Consider the following 20,208-nt stretch of genomic DNA (forward strand, 5'->3'; position numbering starts at 1 on the left):
TTCCTCACCCACCCCAGGCCATCGCTTTTTGTGTTATGTGTGGGGGGGTGGTGTTGTTGTTTATTCCCGTGGGCCCCTTTGGGGAAAACCCATCCCCTCCCGGGGCCCTTCACGGACCTCTGGCTCGTGTTGCGCGCCGCGGCGAGGGAAGCGAGGCGGGTCAGTCGGTGAGCGTGTCGGTCGGCAGCAACGCCCGCAGCCGCCGGGTCGTCGCCTCGTATTCGACGTAGGCGCGCGAGTTTTCCGGCCCGCCGGCGGCCATCAGCTCGTCGTGCGCGATCGCCTGTTCCGCGATCACCGACGCGAGCAGAACCAGGAACCGGGCCGAGCGTTCGGAGCGGACCGCCATCTCGGCGGAACCGGGAAAGCCGCGCTCGGCGAACCCCTCGAACACGGCGGTGTTCTCACGCTGCTTCTCCGCCAGCAACCGGCAGGTCGCCGATTGCTGGCGGAGCTGGTCGGCATAAGCCAACGCGGCGTCCTGCGGCGAAGCGGCATCCCCGGGCTGGCTCACGCCCGACATGATGCCTGTTCTCCGCCGAGGGCATCCACTGGATCGGTTCCTAGAGCACGACAACCGTGAACACCGCGGACACCGCGGCGGCGAGCAGGACGGATTCGGGGTGGTAAACCCGCAGCGTCAGGCTTCCGGACACGCTCAACCGGAAGCTGAGGTCGAAGTCGCGGTCCGGCGAGCACGCGGTGGAGGTGAGGTTCACCCACACCCCAGCCTGGGTCTGCATCTGCAGGTACAGCAGTCCGCTGTCGTCGCCGCGGCCAGCCGGGCCGGTCGCCACGTGTCCGTGGACCCGGAGCTGCTCGCCCTTGTGCATCTTGGCCTTGGCCGGTCCGGCCTTGATGTGCACCGGCGTCTTCTTGCCCGCCTGATGCGCGGCTGGCGCGCTGGCCTGCGGGACGGCCGCCTGGGCGGACGGGGCGGCGAGGCAGACGCCGCCGAGGGCGAGGGACAAGGCGAGACCGGCCCATCGGGCGGGCCGCCGCATCGAGGTCGTAGTCATGGACTCAGCGCAGTGCACCGGCGCTCGTCCCGCTTCCCGGATCCCTCGACCGTGGGGTGACAGCCACCGGCAAGAGGGACGGCGTGAAGTTTCGTGACACTGTTTTAAAACAGTGTTATGGTCACTCTCGCAACCCCAAGGAGGCGACCATGCACGGCCCGGTCCAGTTGTTCACCGTCATCGCGCTCGTATCGCTGCCCACCGTCATGTACGGCGGCTACGCGCTGAGCGGCGTCCTGCGCCGCGGTGACTTCACCGAAAAGCAGCGCGGGTTCTTCCGCGCCGGACACGCGCACGCCGGTGTGCTGCTTGTCCTCACGCTCGCCGCGCTGCAGCTGGTCGAGCACGGCGGTCTCGGCGACACCGCGCGCTGGATCGTCTGCTTCCTGCTGCTGTTCGGCGTCCTCGCGCAGTCCGGCGGGTTCTTCCTCGCGATGCTGCGCACTCGCGTCGGCATGAGCGTCACCACCGGCGGCGCGGCGCTGCTCGGCGCGGCCATGCTGCTCACCGCCTACGGCATCGCGTTCCCCTGACGAAATCGCTGGCGCCGGGTCGTTAAGCTGGATGACGTGCCTGAATACCTGTCAACTGCGCCTGTCAAGGGGACCCGAGACTTCCTCCCCGCCGAAATGTCCGTCCGTACGCAGGTGTTCGGCCATCTCTACGACGTGCTGGAGCGCTACGGCTACCTCCGCTACGACGGCCCGGTCCTGGAGCAGGCGGAGGTCTACGAGCGGAAGTCCGGCCAGGAGATCGCCGACCAGCAGCTGTACACGCTGACCACGCGCGGCGGCGAACGGCTCGCGCTGCGCCCGGAAATGACACCGTCGGTGGCCAGGATGATCGCCGGCCACGCGAAATCGCTGTCGTTCCCGGTGCGCTGGTACAGCCACCCGAACTGCCACCGCTACGAGCGCCCGCAGCGCGGCCGCGTGCGCGAGCACTGGCAGATCAACGCCGACATCTTCGGTTCGGAAAGCGCGAACTGCGAGATCGAGATGTTCGAGCTGATCCACGACCTGATGGGAGCGGTCGGCGCGACCCCGGACATGTTCGCGGTGCGGGTGAACGACCGGAACCTGCTGTCGTCGGCGCTGACCGACGTCGTCGGGATCTCGCCGGACCACCTGGCGCAGGTGTTCGCGCTCGTCGACCGGTGGGAGAAGACCTCGGAGGAGGACCACGCGAAGGGCGCGGCCGAGATCGGGTTGTCGGACAAGCAGTACGAGAAGCTCACCGAGACCCTCGGTGCCGGTCCGGCGCTGCTCGACGAGCTGCCCGCCGAGGTCAAGGCCGAGTCGAACCTGGTCAAGGTGCTCTCCAGCAGCGCGGCGAGCCTGGTCCGGTACGAGCCGCTGATCGTGCGCGGGCTGGCGTACTACACGTCGACCGTGTTCGAGGTCTTCGACACCTCGCCGCAGAACCGCCGCGCGCTGTTCGGCGGCGGCCGGTACAGCAACCTCGCCTCGATGTTCACCAAGGAGCAGATCTCCGGCATCGGGTTCGGCATGGGCGATGTGACGCTGATGGACTTCCTCGACACGCACGGCCTCACGCCGCAGCCGCGCAGCGAGGTCGATGTCGCGGTCATCCCGGTCACCGAGGAGCTGGCGGACCCGGCCCGCGACGTCGCGACGGTGCTGCGGAAGGCGGGCCTGCGCACGTCGACCCCGCTGGAACTGCGCAAACTGGGCAAGGAGCTCACCCGGGCGGACAAAGCGGGCGCGGTCGCGGTCGTGATCGTGGGCGAGGAGGACTGGGCGGCCGGCCGGGTGACCGTCCGGAGCCTGGCCACGCGCGAGCAGCAGCAGGTCGCGGTGGCCGACGTGCCGGAGACGGTGCGGGCCATGGTCTCACCTGCTTGATTTCCCGGGGCGGGCGCCGGTCTCCGGACCGGTGCCCGCCTTGTTTATCCGCCGAGTGGCGGATCCTCCGCGTTTTCGTCACTCACCGCAGTCGTGCGTCGATGAATCAGCCGCTGAACCGGATAGTCCACAATGGACACTCAAGACGGGCGCGTTGCGCCGGACGGGGCACCGGTGGCCCACTGATTGGGACGATGGCCGGTGCCGGATCCACGTTTCTCCGGCTTCGCGGGCCTGGTCGGCGCCCTCGGAGTTGAATCGAGCACGCTTGGTTGTCATTGCAGGGTCGTCATGATCCGTTCTTTGTAGTACCCTTGCGTAGTCGAGGTTGATCGCCTTCGTTGCGAACCCTTGACCTGGCCTGTTGCCGGAGGTCGACCCCCAGGGCTTCCGGTGACAGGCCTCTTTACTTTTCCGGGTAAGGTTTTCGGTCCCGCTCAGCGGAGCTGAAGCTGCTCACATGAGCGTGGCGGCAAGGGTTCCGCCGAGTTCGGTCACCGCTTCCAGTGCGGCCTTGTCCGGTTCGCCCGTCACGAGCACGGGTTCGGCCACCCGGGTCCAGCCGAGTCCGGTGGTGATCGCGTCGAGTTGCCGCACCGTTCCGGACGTGTCGTTGTTGCCGTGCACATACGCCCCGAACGGACGGCCTTTCGTCGCGTCCAGGCACGGGTAGTACACGGTGTCGAAGAAGTGCTTCAACGCACCGCTCATGCTGCCGAGGTTCGCCGGCGTGCCCAGCAGGTAGCCGTCGGCGGCCAGCACGTCGGCCACCGTCGCGCCGAGCGCGGGGCGGCGGACGACGTCGACGCCTTCGATGTCCGGATGCTTCGCGCCGGCGAGCGCGGCCTCGAACATCGCCTGCATCGACGGCGACGGCGTGTGGTGCACGATCAACAACGTTGGCATGGTTCTCCCGTCAGCGCAGCAGCGCGGTGATCTCCTCGCGGACGGCGTCGAGTACTTCCGTCGCGCCGCGTCGCGCGTCGGCGAGTTCGCCGGTCACCGGAGTCACCACTTGCAGGTACGCCTTCAGTTTCGGTTCAGTGCCGGACGGCCGCACCACGACCCGTACGCCCTCGCCGCTCAGCCGCAGTACGTCAGCGTCGGGCAGGAGGTCTTCGAGCGTCACCGGCACCCCGCCGAGCGTGGCCGGCGGGTTCGAGCGCAACGCGGCCATGAGGCGTCCGCGCACGGCGAGATCGGTGACCCGCAACGACACTTGATCGGTGAGGTGCACGCCGTGCCGGGTCGCGATGTCGTCGAGGACGTCCAGCGGCGTGCGTCCTTGGGCCTTGAGCGTGGCGGCCAGGTCCGCGCCCGCGACCGCGGCGGCGATCCCGTCCTTGTCGCGGACAAAGCCCGGGTTCACGCACAGCCCAAGTGCTTCCTCGTACGCGAACACCAGGCCCTCGCCCGCGCGGACCAGCCACTTGAAGCCGGTGAGCGTTTCCGCGTAGCGCGCGCCCTCCGCCTTCGCGACTTCGCCGAGCAGCGACGAGGACACGATCGTGGTGGCTACCAACGGATCTGGATTGTCCGTTGTGGACAGGATGTGCGATCCGAGCAGGACGCCGGTCTCATCGCCGCGCAGCATCTGCCAGCCGTCGGGGCCGCGGACGCCGAGTGCGCACCGGTCGGCGTCCGGGTCGAGCGCCACCGCGAGGTCAGCGTCCACTTCGGACGCCAGCGCCAGCAGGAGATCGGTCGCGCCGGGTTCCTCGGGGTTCGGGAACGAGACGGTGGGGAAGTCGGCGTCCGGTTCGGACTGCGCGGAAACCAGGTGTACGTCAGTGAATCCGGCACGGAAGAGCGCGGCCCGCAAGGTCTCCGCGCCGACGCCGTGCAGCGCCGTCGCAGCGATCCGCAGCTCGCGTGTCGTACCGCGCGGCAGCTCGCCGACCGCGGAAAGGTACGCCTCGCGCGGGTCGACGACCTCAGCGCCGGGCGTGCGCGGAATGCTCCGGGTGGCCGGAGCCGACTGGATCGCGCGCTCGATTTCACCGTCGGACGGCGGCACGATCTGCCCGCCGGTGGCGTCGTAAAGCTTGTACCCGTTGTCCGCGGGCGGGTTGTGCGAGGCGGTGATCTGGATTCCGGCCACCGCGTCGTAGTACAGCACGGAGAACGCCAGCACCGGCGTCGGCAACGGCTGCGGCAGCACCTTCACCGCGAATCCGGCGGCAGTCAGCACTTCGGCCGCCGCGGTGGCGAACGCTTCCGAACCGTGCCGCGCGTCGCGGCCGATCACGACCACGCCGCCCGCGTGCCCGTGCGCGAGGAGCCACGAGGCGACGCCCGCCGTGGTCCGCGTGACGACCGCGACGTTCATCCCGTTCGGACCCGCGCGCACCGGTCCGCGCAGACCCGCGGTGCCGAACTCCAGCGGCCCGGCCATCCGGTCGGCGATCTCCTCGGCCGCGCCGGGCTCCTTGCCCATCGCGCGGGCGAGTGCGGCGGTCAGCTCCTCGCGCGAGGCCGGATCCGGGTCGTCGGTGATCCAGCGGTAGACGGAATCGCGGAGGCGGGAATCGAGGCTGTCGGACACCCGGGCCAGCTTACGCGGATCCGGAAATCGGGTGGTGACTGGCGATACGCTCGCAGGGTGCGCATTCTTTTTACTTCCCTCGCGTCTTACGGCCACGTTTATCCGTTGCTGCCGCTCGCCGTCGCCGCGCGCGACACGGGCCACGACGTCGTCTACGCGACGGCTTCCGACTTCCATCCGAGCCTGGAGAAGGCCGGACTCGAAACCGTCACCGCCGGGCTGACGCTGCAGGAGGCGTTCGGCCTCCTCTTCGACGGAGATGCCCGCAGCCGCCACGAGGTCCCCGAAAACGAGCTGAACGAGGCGATCGGCAGGGCGTTCGGCAAACTGATGCCCACCCGGTTCATGACCGATCTCGCACCGGTGCTCGCCGAGCGGAAACCGGACCTGGTCGTGTACGAAATGGGCAATCCGGGCGGCGCGTTCGCCGCGCATCAGGCGGGGATTCCCGCTGTCGGGCACGGATTCGGCCGGGTTTCCTCCGGTGGCCCGATGGACCACATCACCGAACAGATCGCCGCGTTCGCCACCGAACTCGGCCTCGACGGCGACAGCAAGCTCTTCTGGGGGCACCCCTTTGTGGACATCTGCCCGCCGTCGGTGCAGGCGCCGGAGTTCGTCGCCGGTGCCCAGCGCGTGCTGCTGCGCCCGGTCGGCTGGAGCGAACCGGGCGCACTGCCATCCGGCATCGAAGGCCGGGACCGCAGCCGCCCGCTGGCGTATCTGACACTCGGCACCACCGGAGCCAGCCAGGCGCACCTGCTGACCGCCGCGCTACAGGGATTGGCCTCGCTCGACGTGGACGTGCTGGTGGCCACCGGTCCGGCCGTCGATGTCGACACGCTGGGCGAAGTGCCGTCGAATGTGCAGCTGGAGGCGTGGGTGCCGCAATCGGAACTGCTGCCGCACGTCGACCTGGTGGTGCATCACGGCGGAAGCGGGACCACGCTGGGCGCGTTCGCCGCAGGGGTGCCGCAGGTGGTGTTGCCGCAGGGCGCGGACCAGTTCACCAACGCTGACGCGGTGGTCGAAGCCGGGGTGGGCGCGAAGCTCATCGGCGACGAACTGACGACGGACGCGGTCCGCGAGACGGCCGGTCGGTTGCTGTCCGACAGCGCAGTGGCGGACGCCGTGCGCGGGCTGGCGGCGGAGGTCGCGGCGATGCCTTCGCCGGAGGAAGTGGCTGCGCAGCTGCCGCAGTACACCTGAGTCGCTCGCGCCCCAATGCCACATTGGGTGCATGTGACGCACCGAATGCCACATTGGGTGCGTGGGACGCACCCAATGTGGCATTGGGGCTCAGGCGCGGGTGACGAGTTCCTTCAGCAGCGAGCCCATCCGCGTCGCCGACTGCCGCCCGGCTTCGAGGACTTCCTCGTGGTTGAGCGGTTCGCCGGTCATGCCCGCGGCCAGGTTCGTGACCAGCGACAGCCCGAACACCTCGAGCCCGGCCGCGCGGGCGGCGATCGCCTCCAGCACGGTCGACATGCCGACCAGGTCCGCGCCCATGTTGCGCAGCATCCGGATCTCGGCGGGCGTTTCGAAGTGCGGTCCGGGCAGGCCCGCGTACACGCCCTCCTCCAGCGAACCGTCGATCTCCTTGGCCAGGTCGCGCAGCCGCTTGGCGTAGAGGTCGGTGAGGTCGACGAAGTTCGCGCCGACGATCGGGGAGCGCGCGGTCAGGTTGAGGTGGTCGGAGATCAGCACCGGCTGCCCGACGTTCATGCCCGCGCGCAACCCGCCCGCCGCGTTGGTGAGCAGCACCGTCCGTGCGCCCGCCGCAGCGGCCGCGCGAACGTTCTGCACGACCGGGTCGATGCCCTTGCCCTCGTAGAAATGCGTACGGCCGAGCAGGACCAGCGTGCGCTTGTCGCCGATCCGCAGGGACCGCACCGTGCCGCCGTGGCCGACGGCTCCGGGCGGGGTGAAGCCCGGCAGCTCGCCGAACGGGATCTCCGCGTCGGCGGTTCCGATCACGTCCGCGGCCGGGCGCCAGCCCGAGCCGAGCACCACGGCGATGTCGTGTTTCTCGACGCCGGTGCGCTCGGCGATGACGGCCGCGGCCGCCTCCTCCAGATTGCTCATGCCGCCGAGCGTATCCGGGCGCTGCGCACGGCGAGGAACGCGACCAGGCCGAACGGCGACAGGAAGATCGTCAGCAGGAGCAGCGGACTGAGCACCCACCACGGGATCCGGTGCGTGCGCGCCTCGAAGAACATCCAGCGCGCGATGAACAGGTCGAACGCGATGAGGTGCGCCCACACCAGCGCCGCGCCGTAAGGAGTGCTCAGAAATCCTTGCAGGACACCGAGGTCCGGTCGCTGCATCGCGTGCCACAGCTCGCCGAAATGCGGGATCGCCAGCACGAAGTACCAGACCAGCGGCAGCAGCGGCACCCACGGCGAGGCGAGGATCCGCCGGGTGCCGCGCCAGCCGGGCAGGAAGATCATCAGCGCCCAGAACGGCACCGCGACGGGGAACGTCCAGGCGAAGACGGCCAGATCGCTCACCGGGCCGCCTTCCGGGCTGGCACCAGCACCGACGCCGCGGTAGCCGCCGCGATCACACCGACGAGCAGGCCAGCGGCGGCCAGCGTCGTACCGCTCGGGTGGATGAGCGGTTCACCGTTTTCGGCCTGCCACAGCAGCAGGCCGACGAGACCCGCGTAGCCGACCGAACCGGTCCACACCAGCCGCACGCGCACCGCGCTCTCGCGCAGCCGGGGAAGCCGCGTCGCGAGCACCGCGAGCCCGAAAGCCAAGAGCGGCAACGCTTGCAGCGCGTGCAGGCCGATGAAGTGCGGGATGCGCAGGTCGCCGCCGGTGGTGCTCCAGCCGAGCAGCGGGAGGCCGGGACCGCCGTCCGCGACGCCGACGCTGTGCGCGCCGATGAGGTCGGAATGTCCGGTGGCTTTGATCTGCGCCCGTTCGATCGGCGTGGGACGGGTCATGGTCGCGCCGAGACCGGCTCCGATCAGCGCGACGACGGCACTGGTGCGCACCGCCCAGTACACCGCGCGGTCCTCGATCCGGGTGAACATGAGCAGCACGGTGACCACGAGCGTGGCGAGCCACAGCCCCGCCACCATCGCGCCCATGGCCTGGAACAGCGCGGAGTCGAACGGGGACGTGTTCGCGAAGTGGCTCGGCCTGCCGCGGACCGTCTGGAAGACGATCGCCACGTACTCGGCGGCGAACAACACGACCGAGACTGTCGTGGCGACGCTCGCGACCTTGCGCAATCGTCCGCGCAGCAGCGAGACGAGCCAGCTCCAGGTGAAGTAGTAGAGCGCGCCGGAGACGGCGAACTTGAACGGTTTCGCCCACACCGGCGCGTTGATCAGGGTCCGGCGGTCGATCAGCATCGCCGCGATGGTCAGCACGGTCGCGGCCGCCATCGCCGCGGCGAACCACAGCGACGGGCGGTGCCAGGTGCGCAATCTCGCGGTGTTCAGCTTCGCGGGCGGGTCGACAGTGGTGGTCATGCGGTCCTCCCAGTATGGATAGTGGTGCTCTCCGTTATGGGAAGTTAAACTATCCACGCTGAGAAGTCCTCAGGGTTTTTCCCGGAAGTAGGGTCGACCGCGTGCGGATGGCAGAGCTGAGCGCCGAATCCGGGGTCCCGGTGGCGACGATCAAGTACTACCTGCGGGAGGGGCTGCTCCCGGCCGGGGAGCGGACCAGTCCCAATCAGGCTCGCTACGGCGTGGGGCACGTGCGGCGGTTGAAGCTGATCCGGGCGTTGGTCGAGGTCGGCGGGTTGTCGGTGGCGACGGTGCGGGAGGTGGTCGCGGCGGTGGACTCCGACCGGACCGCGTACAGCGTGCTGGGGGTCATGCAGCGGGCGTTGACCCGGTTTTCGGCGGATGTGCCGGAGGCTGATCGCGAGTGGGCGATGGGGGAGTTGACCGCGCTTGCCGGGAAGCACGGGTGGAAGTTCGGGGCGGAGGATCCGGTGGCGGAATTGCTGGTGGGGACTATGTGCACGATTCGTGCGCTAGGGCATCAGGCGTTGCTGGATCAGCTGGAGCGGTATGCGGACGTGGCTGATCGGATCGCTGAGGCTGATTTGGACACGATTGATGTGAGTGTGCCGATGGATCGGATTGTTGAGGCTGCGGTGGTGGGGACGGTTTTGGGGGATCGGTTGTTTGAGGGGTTGCGGAGGTTGGCGCAGGCTGCGGAGACTGCGCGGAGGTATCCGGAGGGGGAGTGATTGGGGACGTTATTGCTGTCGGGCTCGTCGCCTGGCGGCGACATTGCTCCGGTGAGTTGGGGGCACCCCGAAGCCCATTGTGATGACGGTTCGAGGGGGCTTGTCAAGGCGGGAAAGATGCCTTGACAAGCCCCCTCGAACCGCATTTGGGGCTTCGTATCGGGGTGCAGGGCCGGGTGTGGCTGCCTGGGTTCTTGTGGGGTTCGGTGCCGGTGGTTTAGGGAGTGGGGCTTGCGCCCCAAGGGGGCTCAGTAGGCGGGTGCGGTGCCTGGCTGGCCACGACTCCAACGTCCTCACGGACCTCTCAGCCGCGCCACCCGCCCACGAGCCTGGACGATGCTCCGTGCCTCTGCTGGGGAGCTGCGCGCGGCGGCTGCTGAGAAAACCCCAATGTGGCTTTGGGTGCGTCAGGCGCACCGAATGCCACATTGGGTGCGTGGGATGCACCCAATGCCACATTGGGTGCGCGTGGGGGGTTAGGAAGAGGCTGGGAAAGAGAGAGTGGGGGCGATTTGGTCGAAGGTGGCGGAGCCGGTGTCTTCCTGTTCGGAGGGGACTGTCAGGGACAGGAGCCAGGCGGCGTTGCCGGATTGTTTGATGAGGGCGAAGGTGGCGCGGGTGATTACGGCGTCCGGTTTGGCGGAGCGGCTTTGTGCTCGTTCCACTGCGCGGTAGGTGAGTTCGGTGCCGTTGGGGGTTTGGTGTTCTGGTTGGGCGATGGTGAAGGAGTCTTGGGACGACGCTAGGCGCAGGGCTTCTACCGCGTCGTGTTCGGAATACTTTTCGTAGAAGTTCGGGATTCGTTCCAGGCGCAGGGATTGACGGCCGTCCGGGGAGATGTATTGGACTACCGTTGAGGTGCCGAAGATTGATTTCCGGGACGCGATGAAGCGTTTCCAGCCCTCGGGTACTGAAACGGTGTATTCGCTGTCGCGCGAGACGTTCGCGGTGCCGCTGGCGTTGCCGTGCTGCGGGACCAGTTTCAGTGGCTCCGACGAGCCGGCGACTGTGCCCAGGGTGGCCAGGACTCCGGTTTCCGGGGTTTGCGGGGGCAGCAGGTTTTGGCCGCTCACGACGCGGGCCAGTGCGAAACCGCCGCCGCAGGCGATGGCGAACAGGACCATGGAGGCGACTGCCAGCATCGCGGTCGCTTTGCTGCTGCGGCGTGGGGGTGGCGGCGGCAGCGGGGCGGGCAGCGGAGGTGGCGGAGGCAACTGGGGTGTGGGAGTGAAAGCGGGCGCGGAGCCGGTGGTTGAGCCGCGCATGAACGGCAGGGGGCCGGGGTCCGCGGCGAGGGCTGCGGGCTGTTCCGGGGAGTCCGGTTTCGGGGCGACCGTTTTGATCACCTGGGTGTCGGTGGCGTCCAGGTGGGCGGCCGTTTTCTTGCCGTCGGGGGTGCGGAACAGCTCCGGGCCGAACAGGTCCAGGGCGGCCTTGTTCTGCATGGGGTACAGCCGGTGGCGCACCTCGCGCAGTGAGATCCGCTTCTCCGGCTCCTTCTTCATCAGAGCAGTGATGACGTCGGCCAGCGGGCCCGGCTTCGGGCGCGGGACCTTGCCGTTGACGACCTTGCCGACGGTTTCCAGCGGGTCGCCGTCCGCGTCGTACGGGGGCGCGCCTTCGACGGCGGCGAACAGCGTCGCGCCGAGGCCCCACAGGTCGGCGTTGGGCGTGACTGCGCCGCCGGAAGCGACCTCAGGCGAGATGTAGGCGGGCGAACCGAGCATGATTCCGGTTCGCGTCATGGTGGCTTCGGAGACGTTGCGCGCGATGCCGAAGTCCGTCAGCTTGATCCGGCCGTCGCTGGCGACCAGGACGTTTCCGGGCTTCACGTCGCGGTGCGTGATGCCCGCGTCGTGGGCTGCTTCGAGCGCGGCGGCCACCGCGATGCCGACGGCTGCGGCTTGTTCGACGGTCAGCGGGCCGTGGTCGCGCAACAGGTGCGCGAGGCTGCGTGACGGCAACAGCTCCATCACGACGAACGGGGCGTCGTTCTCGCGCGCGACGTCGTGCAGGGTGATGACGTTCGGATGCGACAGCACCGCGATCGCCCGTGCCTCGCGCAGCGTGCGCTCGCGCAGTTCGTCCGCCTGTTCCGCCGGGATGCCCGGCGGAACCTTCATCTCCTTGACCGCGACCGGGCGGTGCAGGAACTCGTCGTAGGCCGACCAGACCGTGCCCATCGACCCCGACCCCAGAACCGACCGCAGCCGGTAGCGCCCGGCGACTACCCGCGGCTGGTCGCCGCCGGTCGACGGCTCGGCGTTCGCGGAGCCGGTGCTGTCGGTGTTGCCGGGCTGGTCCAGGTCGCTGTTCTCCGAGGGCACCCCATGATTGTGGCCCACGCCGCCGCCGCTCTTCGACTCAGCACCGCTACCCCTGAGTTCACCCGTACGGGGGGCGAGCAGAGTCACAGGTGCGGGTGGTGGCCTGCCTCTACCATCACTGGGTATGACGAACGTGGCTGGTCCGGAGTCGGCGCCGACTTCCGAGCCCGGGCTCGCGCTCGCGGCGGAGTTCCCGACCGCGGACCGCGCCCAGTGGCAGGAGCTGGTGGCGGGAGTGCTGCGCAAAAGCGGCAGGCTCCCGGAGGATTTCGCGGGTGCGCCGGAGAGCAAGCTCGTCTCGCGCACCTACGACGGCATCGAGATCCAGCCCCTATACACCGCCGACGACGCGAACGGGCACCTCGGTTTCCCCGGGCTGCCGCCGTTCGTGCGCGGTGCCCGGCCGGAGGGCGTCGTCGACACCGGATGGGACATCCGGGTCCGTCACCAACGCGAAGACGCCCGTGCGGCAAACGCGGCGATCCTCGCTGACCTCGAAGGCGGCGCGTCTTCGGTGTGGCTGCGGCTCGGCGAGGGCGCGCTCCCGATCTCCGCGCTCGCGGACGCGCTGAACGAGGTGTACGTCGGCCTCGCGCCGGTGATTCTCGACGCCGGTGCGGAGTACGAAACCGCTGCTCAGGCGCTGCTCGACCTCTTCGCCGAGCGCGAGGTTCCGGCCAGTGAAGCCCTCGGGACGCTCGGTGCGGACCCGCTCGGCACCACGGCGCGCACCGGGCAGGCACTCCCGCTCGGCCCGGCTGCCGAACTGGCCGCGAAGATTGCCTCTAAGTACCCCAAGGTTCGCACGATTGTCGCCGACGGACTGCCGTTTCACGAGGCAGGCGGCTCGGACGCGCAGGAACTCGGCGCGACCATCGCGTCCGGCGTCGCTTATCTGCGTGCGCTCACCGAGGCGGGCCTGGACATCGCCGCGGCGGCCGCACAGCTCGAGTTCCGGCTCGCGGCGACTGCCGACCAGTTCCTCACCATCGCCAAGTTCCGCGCCGCGCGCCGGCTGTGGGACCGGGTCCTCGAAGTCTCCGGTGCGGCCGCGGAAGCGCGCGGCATGCACCAGCACGCGGTCACGTCGCCGTCGATGTTCACCCAGCGCGACCCGTGGGTGAACATGCTGCGCACCACCGTCGCCTGTTTCGCGGCCGGGGTCGGCGGCGCGGACGCGGTCACGGTGCTGCCGTTCGACGCGGCGATCGGCCTGCCGGACGCGTTTTCCTCACGGATCGCCCGCAACACCAACGCGGTCCTGATCGAAGAGTCGAAGCTGGGCAGCGTCATCGACCCGGCGGGCGGCTCCTGGTACGTCGAGAAGCTCACCGACGAACTCGCCGAAGCCGCGTGGCGCGAGTTCACCGCGATCGAAGCGGCGGGCGGCATCGAGGCCGAGCTGGCTTCCGGCGCGCTGGCCGGACGACTGGCGCAGACCTGGGAGAAGCGCGCGAGCCGCCTCGCCACCCGGCGCGATCCGCTCACCGGCGTCAGCGAATTCCCGAACCTGGACGAAAAGCCGGTCACCCGTGATCCGCTTCCGTCCACTGTGGACGGCGGTCTGCCGCGGCACCGGTACGCCGAGGAGTACGAAAAGCTGCGCGACGCGTCCGACGCCTACCTCGCTGAGCACGGCGAGCGGCCGAAGGTTTTCCTTGCCACGCTGGGTCCAGTCGCCGCGCACACCGCCCGCGCTTCGTTCGCGACGAACCTGTTGCAGGCGGGCGGGATCGAGGCGGTCAACCCCGGCGCCACGGATGATTTGCCCGGTGCGTTCCGCGAGAGCGGCGCGAAGGTCGCCTGCGTCTGCGGTACTGACGCGGCCTACGAGGAGCAGGCCGCATCCGTCGCGGCGTCGCTCGGCGCTGACAGTGTTCTGTTGGCAGGCAAGGGAGCTTACGACGGAATCAGCGGCAATCTGTACGCCGGGTGCGACGCGCTCGAAATCCTGACCAGCCTCCACGCACAGCTGGGAGTCTCCGCATGAGCATCCCCAACTTCGCCGACATCCCCCTCGGCACGCCCGAGCCCGGCGACCGCGCCGCGTGGGCACAGGCCGTGCAGGAAGCCACCGGCAAGGGCCCGGACGCGCTGGCCTGGGAAACCCCCGAGGGCATCGGTGTCAAACCGGTCTACACCGCCGCCGATCTGTCCGATGTGGACTTCCTGGGCACGTACCCCGGCATCGCGCCGTACCTGCGCGGGCCGTACCCGACGATGTACGTCAACCAGCCCTGGACGATCCGCCAGTACGCCGGGTTCTCCACCGCGCAGGAGTCGAACGCCTTCTACCGCCGCAACCTCGCGGCCGGGCAGAAGGGCCTGTCGGTCGCGTTCGACCTCGCCACGCACCGCGGTTACGACTCCGACCACCCGCGCGTGTCCGGCGACGTCGGCATGGCGGGCGTGGCGATCGACTCGATCTACGACATGCGCCAGCTGTTCGACGGCATCCCGCTGGACAAGATGTCCGTCTCGATGACGATGAACGGCGCGGTGCTGCCGGTGCTCGCGCTCTACGTGGTCGCGGCCGAGGAGCAGGGGGTGAAGCCGGAGCAGCTCGCGGGGACCATCCAGAACGACATCCTCAAGGAGTTCATGGTCCGCAACACCTACATCTACCCGCCGCAGCCGTCGATGCGGATCATCTCCGACATCTTCGGCTACACCTCGCAGCACATGCCGAAGTACAACTCCATCTCGATCTCCGGCTACCACATGCAGGAGGCCGGAGCGACCGCCGACCTGGAGCTGGCGTACACGCTCGCGGACGGCGTCGAGTACATCCGCGCGGGCGTCGAGGCCGGGCTGGACGTCGACAAGTTCGCGCCGCGGCTGTCGTTCTTCTGGGCGATCGGCATGAACTTCTTCATGGAGGTCGCGAAGCTGCGCGCCGCGCGACTGCTGTGGGCGAAGCTGGTGAAGCAGTTCGATCCGAAGTCGCAGAAGTCGCTGTCGCTGCGTACGCACTCTCAGACGTCAGGCTGGTCGCTGACCGCGCAGGACGTCTTCAACAACGTCACGCGTACGTGCGTCGAGGCGATGGCCGCGACCCAGGGGCACACGCAGTCGTTGCACACCAACGCTCTTGACGAAGCACTGGCGCTGCCCACCGACTTCTCCGCGCGGATCGCACGCAACACACAGCTGTTGCTGCAACAGGAATCCGGCACTACGCGCGTTATCGACCCGTGGGGCGGTAGCGCCTTTGTCGAGAAGCTCACCTACGACCTCGCGCGCAAAGCGTGGGGCCACATCACCGAAGTCGAGGGCGCGGGCGGCATGGCGCGCGCGATTGACGAAGGCATCCCGAAGCTGCGCATCGAAGAGGCGGCCGCGCGTACGCAGGCGCGCATCGACTCGGGACGACAGCCGGTCATCGGCGTGAACAAGTACCAGGTCACCGACGACGAGCAGATCGACGTGCTGAAGGTCGACAACGCGGGCGTACGCGCGCAGCAGCTGGAGAAGCTGCGTCGGCTGCGCGAAGAACGCGACCCGCAGGCCACCGAGGACGCGCTGCGCCGCCTCACCGAAGGCGCGCAGAACAACGGCAACCTGCTTGAGCTGGCCATCAACGCCGCGCGCGCGAAGGCCACCGTCGGCGAGATCTCCGATGCGCTGGAGAAGAACTGGGGCCGCCACTCCGGCCAGATCCGCACGATCTCCGGCGTCTACCGGGAAGAGGTGGGGAAGTCGGACAACGTCGAGAAGGCCCGCGAGCTGGTCGACAAATTCGCTGAGGAGGAAGGTCGCCGTCCGCGCATCCTCGTCGCGAAGATGGGCCAGGACGGCCACGACCGCGGCCAGAAGGTGATCGCGACCGGCTTCGCCGACCTCGGCTTCGACGTCGACGTCGGCCCGCTGTTCTCCACCCCGGCGGAGGTCGCGCGCCAGGCGTCCGAGGCCGACGTGCACGTCATCGGCGTGTCCTCGCTGGCCGCCGGGCACCTGTCGCTGGTGCCCGCGCTGCGCCACGAACTGGCCGAACTGGGCCGCGAGGACATCATGGTCGTGGTCGGCGGCGTGATCCCGCCGCAGGACTACCCCGAGCTGCGCGAGGCGGGAGCGGCGGCGATCTTCGGCCCGGGCACGGTGCTCGCGGACGCCGCGATCGACCTGCTCCAGCAGCTGGCCGCCCAGGAGTCCTGAACCTTGCCGCGGCGGATCGACGTCGGCGAATACGCCAAGGGCGTGCTCGCCGGCGACCGGGGGACCCTGTCCAAGGCCATCACGCTGGTCGAATCGCATCGCGAGGACCACCGGCGGCAAGCCCAGGAACTGCTGGTCGAGCTGCTCCCGCACGCCGGCGGCGCGAAACGCGTCGGCATCACCGGCGTGCCCGGAGTCGGCAAGTCGACATTTATCGACCAGCTCGGCACCGACCTCACCTCGGCCGGGCATCGCGTCGCGGTGCTGGCCGTCGACCCGTCCTCGACCCGCACCGGCGGCTCGATCCTCGGCGACAAGACCCGGATGGCGCGGCTGGCGGTCGACCCGAAGGCGTTCATCCGGCCGTCGCCGACGTCCGGCACGCTCGGCGGTGTCGCCCGCGCCACCCGCGAGACGATCGTGCTGATGGAGGCCGCCGGTTTCGACGTCGTACTGGTGGAGACGGTCGGCGTCGGCCAGTCCGAGGTGACTGTGGCGAACATGGTCGACTGTTTTCTCTTCCTCACCTTGGCGCGCACCGGCGACCAGTTGCAGGGCATCAAGAAGGGTGTGCTGGAACTCGCCGACGTCATCGCGGTGAACAAGGCTGACGGCCCGCACGAACGCGACGCCAAGCGCGCCGCCCGCGAGCTGCAAGGCGCGCTGCGGATGATCTACGGCAAGGACGCGCTCTGGACGCCGCCGGTGCTCACGTGCAGCGGGCTCGAAGGCAGCGGCCTCGACGAGGTGTGGGCGGCGATCGGGAAGCACCGCGAGGTGCTCACCGAATCGGGTGATCTTGCCGAACGGCGCAAACGACAGCAGGTCGACTGGACGTGGTCGATGGTCCGCGAGCAGCTGCTCGACCGGCTCACCGCGCATCCGGCCGTCCGCGCGCAGGTCGCCGAGGTGGAACGAGCGGTGCGCGACGGCGAACTCACCGCCACGCTGGCCGCGCAGCGGATCTTGGCCGCGTTCACCGAGCCGTCTTCTTGAACGTCGTCCAAGAAGAAAAAACGCTAAGCGCACAAGTGCCTTTTGACCGTCTCAGGGGCTTGTTGCGCCCGGCGGTCGTCGGCATGGGGCGAGCGGACCCGGCTCCACCGCGTGGCGGCTGACGCTCCCGCGCTCCGGCGGGCACAATGCACGGGGACGGCGTAGAAGGGAAGTCATGGCGAAGGTGCGGGGACTGCTGCTGGCCGGTCTGCTCGGCGTGCTGCTCACCGGGGTGCTGCCGGTCGCGGCGTCCGCGGCGACCTCGGTTCCGGCCGCGGCCACCGTGGCGGTTGAGACGGCGATCACGCAGGTGAACGCGGTCCATCAGGCACCCCCCGGCCCGGTGCTCGACCCGACGGAGACCGACAAGGCCAACGCCGACAAGACGAAGAAGAACCTCATCGCCGGCGGTGCCGCGGTGGTGCTGCTCGCCATCGTGTTCTTCGGCCGCCGCCACCGCATCAAGCGCCGCAAGGCACAGGGCGGCTGAGCTTTCCGGCGTTCACCCACGCCGAACTTCGTCAGCCGTTCGCCGCAGATCCGCTACCGGCCGTCTAGGTCGAACGGCAGCGCCCCGCCGCTTGCCACCTGCATGGTGCACGATCGACTCCGATGCGTAAGACAGATCGATCGGCACGTTGCGTGTTCCCCTGCGCTCGTGTTGCGGGAGGAGGTGCGGCGTGACGGTGCTGGACTCACGGCCGGACGTTCCAGGTGACCACAACCCGATCGCGGCGCCCGGCGCGCTGCTCGCCGACGTCGGCCTCAGCATGGCACCGGTGGAAGACCTAGGCGCGGGCCGCGGCCCGTTCTGGCTGGACGACTGGCTGCGCGCGAACGCGACCGACGTGCTCGCGTGGCGGCGGCACATCCATGCCCACCCCGAGTTGTCGCGCAACGAGTTCGCGACCACCGAGCTGATCGTGTCGCTGCTGCGCCGGGTCGGGCTGAAGCCGTGGGTGCTGCCTGGCGGCACCGGCGTGGTGTGCGACATCGGCAAGGGCGAGCGCTGCGTCGCGCTGCGCGCGGACATCGACGCGCTGCCGCTGACCGAGGACACCGGCCTGCCTTACAGCTCCACCACCGAAGGCGCGGCGCACATGTGCGGCCACGACGCGCACACCGCGATCCTGCTCGGCGCCGGTCGTGCCCTCGCCGGCGCGCCCGAGCTGCCCGGCCGCGTGCGCTTGATCTTCCAGCCCGCCGAGGAGGTCATGCCCGGCGGCGCGCTGGACATGATCGCCGCGGGAGCGCTGGAGGGCGTCGAGCGGATCTACGGCCTGCACTGCGACCCGCGGCTCGAAGCTGGCAAGGTCGGCACCCGGGTCGGCGCGCTGACGTCCGCCGCCGACCTCATCGAACTGCGCCTCACCTCGCCCGGCGGGCACACGTCGCGGCCGCATCTGACCGCTGACCTCGTGTACGCGCTCGGCACGGTCATCACGTCGCTGCCGTCGGTGCTGTCCCGGCGCGTCGACCCGCGATCCGGCACGGTGCTGGTGTGGGGCGCGGTGCACGCCGGACAGGCGGCGAACGCGGTCCCGCAGGACGGCGTTCTGCGCGGCACTCTGCGGACCGCCGAGCACGAGGTGTGGAAGTCGCTGGAGCCGCTCGTCGCGTCGTCGGTGGAGTCGCTGCTGGCCCCGACCGGGGTCGGCTTCTCGCTCGACTACCGGCGCGGCGTGCCGCCCGTGGTTTCCGACGCGGAGTCGACCGCGCTGATGCGCGCCGGCGTCGAGGCGGCGGTCGGCGAATCCGGGCTCGCCGGGACGGAACAGTCGTCCGGCGGCGAGGACTTCGGCTGGTATCTGGAGCACGTCGGCGGGGCCTTCGCCCGGCTCGGCGTGTGGTCCGGTCCGCCCGCTCCGCAGGCCGACATCCACCGCCCGACGTTCGTCCTCGACGAGCGCGCGCTGCTCGTCGGAGTCCGCACTTTGGTGCACACCGCACTGGCCTCGCTGGCCTGAGTTATCCACAGGCTTCGCGCCAATGTGGATAACTCAGGCGGGTGAGAGGTACCCCTCGTGCGGGGGTGTCAGCGGGGAGTTACGCGGCGTGGTCTAGACCGCCGATGCCGGTGCTGCGGCTCGCTTACCGAGAGTCATTTCGGACTTTTGTGCTGCCCGGGCTTGCTGGTTGGCCGCTGACTGTCGAGTGCGGTTTTCATGTTGCGCGGCAACGGCTTTGGCGGAATCTGCGGCTCTTCGCGCAGTGTCGCTGTCCTGATTTATGCCGTCAGATTTGGTGACGCGCTGCGATTTTTCCTGCGCTCCGCGGTGCCGGATGCCCGTGTGGGTGAGCCTCCGCCGTGTGGTATTGGGCGGCTGCCCGGCCGAGCTGTGGATCATCCGGAGACGCAGAGTTATCCACAGGGAGGTCTCAGTGGGGACAACTTTCCCCGGCCCGCTGGGGACAGTCCGCACCGGCTGTGGATGACTCGAAAAACGAGCGTTCCGGACCGCCCCAGCGAGGTCGAGGCGGCCAGTTTGACTCGCCTCCCGAACGGCTGAAAGTCCGTGAAGGGCTCCTTGAGGGAATCTAATTCCCTCAAGGAGCCCTTCACGGACAGTGAGTCGGAGAGAGCGTCAGCCGCTGATCCCGGTGCACGGCCGGGTGCGCAGATCGTCCACATAGTCCGCCGGGGCACCGGCCGCCTCCGCGGCGTCCGCCAGCACCCCGAGATACCGCGCCGAGGGCAGGCCGCCCTCGTAGGCGTCCAGGACGTACAGCCAGGCCAGCACCGACCCGTCCATCGTCTGGACCCGCAGCCGGATCTTCGTGTGCATCCCCAGCTCGCCGCCTTCCCAGCGGTCGAGGCGTTCCTCGTCGAGCCCGATCACGTCGTACAGCACCACGAACACCCGCGACGACGGGTCCTCGACGATGGTGGCCAGCGCGCCTTCCCACCCGATGTCCTCGCCGCCGAAGGTCAGCCGCCAGCCTTCCAGCCAGCCGGTGCCGGCCATGGGCGAGTGCGGGGCGCGCTCCAGCATCTGGGCGGGCTCCATGTTGGATCCGTAAGCGGCATACAACGGCACGCGGCACAGCCTAGCGACCCATGCGCGCCGCGATCGGATGCACATGCC

Annotated in this window: 18 protein-coding genes; 9 read left to right on the forward strand and 9 right to left on the reverse strand. The window is 69.2% G+C overall.

Annotation, left to right across the window (positions count from 1 at the left end; translation table 11 throughout):
* Positions 1–160 precede the first annotated feature (160 nt).
* Together ACWGIC_RS37330 and ACWGIC_RS37335 are read right to left on the reverse strand one after the other, a co-directional pair.
* Positions 161–523, reverse strand: coding sequence for a hypothetical protein (locus ACWGIC_RS37330; protein ID WP_452080656.1), 363 nt, complete (start codon positions 521–523; stop codon positions 161–163).
* A 40-nt stretch (positions 524–563) separates the two neighbouring features.
* Positions 564–1,019: a hypothetical protein gene (locus ACWGIC_RS37335; protein WP_452080657.1), complete on the reverse strand. Its 456-nt coding sequence runs from the start codon at positions 1,017–1,019 to the stop codon at positions 564–566.
* 149 nt (positions 1,020–1,168) lie between these two features.
* On the opposite strand from ACWGIC_RS37335, the gene ACWGIC_RS37340 reads away from it, so the two are divergent.
* Together ACWGIC_RS37340 and hisS are read left to right on the forward strand one after the other, a co-directional pair.
* Positions 1,169–1,552 carry a hypothetical protein gene (locus ACWGIC_RS37340; RefSeq protein WP_452080658.1) on the forward strand — a complete coding sequence of 128 codons (384 nt, stop codon included), beginning with the start codon at positions 1,169–1,171 and terminating at the stop codon, positions 1,550–1,552.
* 36 nt (positions 1,553–1,588) lie between these two features.
* Complete coding sequence (gene hisS / locus ACWGIC_RS37345; RefSeq protein WP_452080659.1) at positions 1,589–2,884, forward strand: histidine--tRNA ligase; 1,296 nt, start codon at positions 1,589–1,591, stop codon at positions 2,882–2,884.
* A gap of 456 nt (positions 2,885–3,340) precedes the next feature.
* Here the strand turns inward: hisS and ACWGIC_RS37350 are convergent, their stop codons facing one another.
* Together ACWGIC_RS37350 and ACWGIC_RS37355 are read right to left on the reverse strand one after the other, a co-directional pair.
* Entirely contained in the window at positions 3,341–3,790 is a 450-nt protein-coding gene (locus ACWGIC_RS37350) for a flavodoxin family protein (RefSeq protein WP_009072659.1), read from the reverse strand.
* Positions 3,791–3,800: 10 nt separating this feature from the next.
* Complete coding sequence (locus tag ACWGIC_RS37355) at positions 3,801–5,429, reverse strand: phospho-sugar mutase (protein ID WP_452080660.1); 1,629 nt, start codon at positions 5,427–5,429, stop codon at positions 3,801–3,803.
* Between the two features lie 57 nt (positions 5,430–5,486).
* Between ACWGIC_RS37355 and ACWGIC_RS37360 the strand changes: the two genes are divergently transcribed.
* Entirely contained in the window at positions 5,487–6,638 is a 1,152-nt protein-coding gene (locus ACWGIC_RS37360; protein ID WP_452080661.1) for a glycosyltransferase, read from the forward strand.
* Positions 6,639–6,728: 90 nt separating this feature from the next.
* On the opposite strand, the gene ACWGIC_RS37365 is transcribed toward ACWGIC_RS37360, so the two are convergent.
* From ACWGIC_RS37365 to ACWGIC_RS37375, 3 genes are read right to left on the reverse strand one after another with little or no spacing between them, the layout of a single operon-like run.
* Positions 6,729–7,514 (reverse strand): purine-nucleoside phosphorylase, encoded by a 786-nt coding sequence (locus tag ACWGIC_RS37365; RefSeq protein ID WP_452080662.1) that lies wholly within the window; start codon positions 7,512–7,514, stop codon positions 6,729–6,731.
* Entirely contained in the window at positions 7,511–7,879 is a 369-nt protein-coding gene (locus ACWGIC_RS37370; protein WP_452080676.1) for an ABA4-like family protein, read from the reverse strand. The genes ACWGIC_RS37365 and ACWGIC_RS37370 overlap by 4 nt, the downstream gene beginning before the upstream one ends.
* 56 nt (positions 7,880–7,935) lie before the next feature.
* Complete coding sequence (locus tag ACWGIC_RS37375) at positions 7,936–8,913, reverse strand: hypothetical protein (RefSeq protein WP_452080663.1); 978 nt, start codon at positions 8,911–8,913, stop codon at positions 7,936–7,938.
* A gap of 107 nt (positions 8,914–9,020) precedes the next feature.
* On the opposite strand from ACWGIC_RS37375, the gene ACWGIC_RS37380 reads away from it, so the two are divergent.
* Positions 9,021–9,644: a MerR family transcriptional regulator gene (locus ACWGIC_RS37380; protein WP_452080677.1), complete on the forward strand. Its 624-nt coding sequence runs from the start codon at positions 9,021–9,023 to the stop codon at positions 9,642–9,644.
* 476 nt (positions 9,645–10,120) lie between these two features.
* Here the strand turns inward: ACWGIC_RS37380 and ACWGIC_RS37385 are convergent, their stop codons facing one another.
* Positions 10,121–11,827, reverse strand: coding sequence for a serine/threonine-protein kinase (locus tag ACWGIC_RS37385; RefSeq protein WP_452080678.1), 1,707 nt, complete (start codon positions 11,825–11,827; stop codon positions 10,121–10,123).
* Positions 11,828–12,095: 268 nt separating this feature from the next.
* Here ACWGIC_RS37385 and ACWGIC_RS37390 point away from each other — a divergent pair, with 268 nt between their 5' ends.
* The 5 genes from ACWGIC_RS37390 (at position 12,096) to ACWGIC_RS37410 (ending at position 19,089) form a co-directional block, all read left to right on the forward strand.
* Positions 12,096–13,961 carry a methylmalonyl-CoA mutase family protein gene (locus ACWGIC_RS37390; protein ID WP_452080664.1) on the forward strand — a complete coding sequence of 622 codons (1,866 nt, stop codon included), beginning with the start codon at positions 12,096–12,098 and terminating at the stop codon, positions 13,959–13,961.
* Positions 13,958–16,126 (forward strand): methylmalonyl-CoA mutase, encoded by a 2,169-nt coding sequence (gene scpA / locus ACWGIC_RS37395; protein ID WP_354739441.1) that lies wholly within the window; start codon positions 13,958–13,960, stop codon positions 16,124–16,126. The genes ACWGIC_RS37390 and scpA overlap by 4 nt, the downstream gene beginning before the upstream one ends.
* 3 nt (positions 16,127–16,129) lie before the next feature.
* Positions 16,130–17,122, forward strand: a complete 993-nt coding sequence (meaB, locus tag ACWGIC_RS37400; protein ID WP_452080665.1) for a methylmalonyl Co-A mutase-associated GTPase MeaB — start codon at positions 16,130–16,132, stop codon at positions 17,120–17,122.
* Between the two features lie 175 nt (positions 17,123–17,297).
* Positions 17,298–17,612, forward strand: coding sequence for a hypothetical protein (locus tag ACWGIC_RS37405; RefSeq protein WP_452080666.1), 315 nt, complete (start codon positions 17,298–17,300; stop codon positions 17,610–17,612).
* 190 nt (positions 17,613–17,802) lie between these two features.
* Complete coding sequence (locus tag ACWGIC_RS37410) at positions 17,803–19,089, forward strand: amidohydrolase (protein WP_452080667.1); 1,287 nt, start codon at positions 17,803–17,805, stop codon at positions 19,087–19,089.
* A gap of 618 nt (positions 19,090–19,707) precedes the next feature.
* Here the strand turns inward: ACWGIC_RS37410 and ACWGIC_RS37415 are convergent.
* On the reverse strand, positions 19,708–20,160 hold the full coding sequence (locus tag ACWGIC_RS37415) for a gamma-glutamylcyclotransferase (protein ID WP_452080668.1): 453 nt from the start codon (positions 20,158–20,160) through the stop codon (positions 19,708–19,710).
* Positions 20,161–20,208 lie beyond the last annotated feature (48 nt).

It is taken from the genome of Amycolatopsis sp. NPDC054798 (assembly GCF_053611505.1).